1 protein-coding gene is annotated in these 412 nt (G+C 31.8%); it reads right to left on the bottom strand.

All coding sequences use genetic code 11. The features are described from left to right. A partial coding sequence (locus tag A9G22_RS00755) for a macro domain-containing protein (RefSeq protein ID WP_176700206.1) occupies positions 1–297 on the bottom strand: 297 nt, incomplete at its 3' end. Positions 298–412: the final 115 nt, after the last annotated feature.

Below are 412 nucleotides of genomic sequence, written 5' to 3'. Positions count from 1 at the left end.
GTTTTTTAATAATTGAACCTCATTATTATCTCCTCCATTCCAACGAGGTCCTACCGTATGAATCACAAATTGTGCCGGTAAATTTCCAGCAGTCGTAATAACAGCATTGCCAACTTTACAACCACCTTGTTTAGAGCGTATCTTTTGACATCCTTCTAAAATTTGTTTACCACCTATACGATGGATAGCTCCATCAACACCACTTCCACCTAGTAGCGAACTATTTGCTGCGTTTACAATAGCGTCAACAGTGATTTTAGTAATATCACCATGTATAATTTCAATTTTATTTTTCATTTTAAAAGTGTTTCTATAAATTTTAGAATAGCATTATTTTGTTCCATTATTTCAGAAGGATCCAACAAGATATTCATTATTTGATCATCTAAAACTAAATCATAAATATCAATAT

The organism is Gilliamella sp. App2-1, assembly GCF_001690255.1.
GTDB lineage: Bacteria > Pseudomonadota > Gammaproteobacteria > Enterobacterales > Orbaceae > Gilliamella > Gilliamella apicola_G.
This window is presented reverse-complemented; position numbering and strand designations above follow the sequence as displayed.